The sequence below is a fragment of the Christiangramia aquimixticola genome, from assembly GCF_048285835.1.
Lineage (GTDB): Bacteria > Bacteroidota > Bacteroidia > Flavobacteriales > Flavobacteriaceae > Christiangramia > Christiangramia aquimixticola.
On sequence record NZ_JBLVTL010000128.1, the window covers coordinates 1 to 329 of the forward strand.

Sequence of the window (329 nt, forward strand, 5' to 3'; positions counted from 1 at the left end):
TCAATGGTAGTATTGGCAGTAGCGCTGGTAGGACCAGGTACTTCGTTGGTTACTACACTTGCAGTATTTGATAGGGTAGTACCGTTATTGATATCAGTCTGAGTAGCATTGTAAGTAGCTTCAAAGATCCAGGTTTCATTTACATCCAGTATTCCATTCCCATCGTCACCTGATTTCAGGGTAGCAGTGGTAGTATCATCGGTTAGCGTAAGCCCTGTTAAACTCACATTTCCTGTATTGGCTACAGAGATAGTGTAAGTAAGAGTAGAAGGCTCATCGATCGCTGTTAGATCTACCACATTGGTAATAGTAAGTTTCGCTTCTTTAGA

Annotated in this window: 1 protein-coding gene; it reads right to left on the reverse strand. The window is 41.6% G+C overall.

Translation table 11 applies throughout. The features are described from left to right. A partial coding sequence (locus ACNKXV_RS13810; RefSeq protein ID WP_470269833.1) for a DUF7507 domain-containing protein occupies positions 1 to 329 on the reverse strand: 329 nt, incomplete at both ends.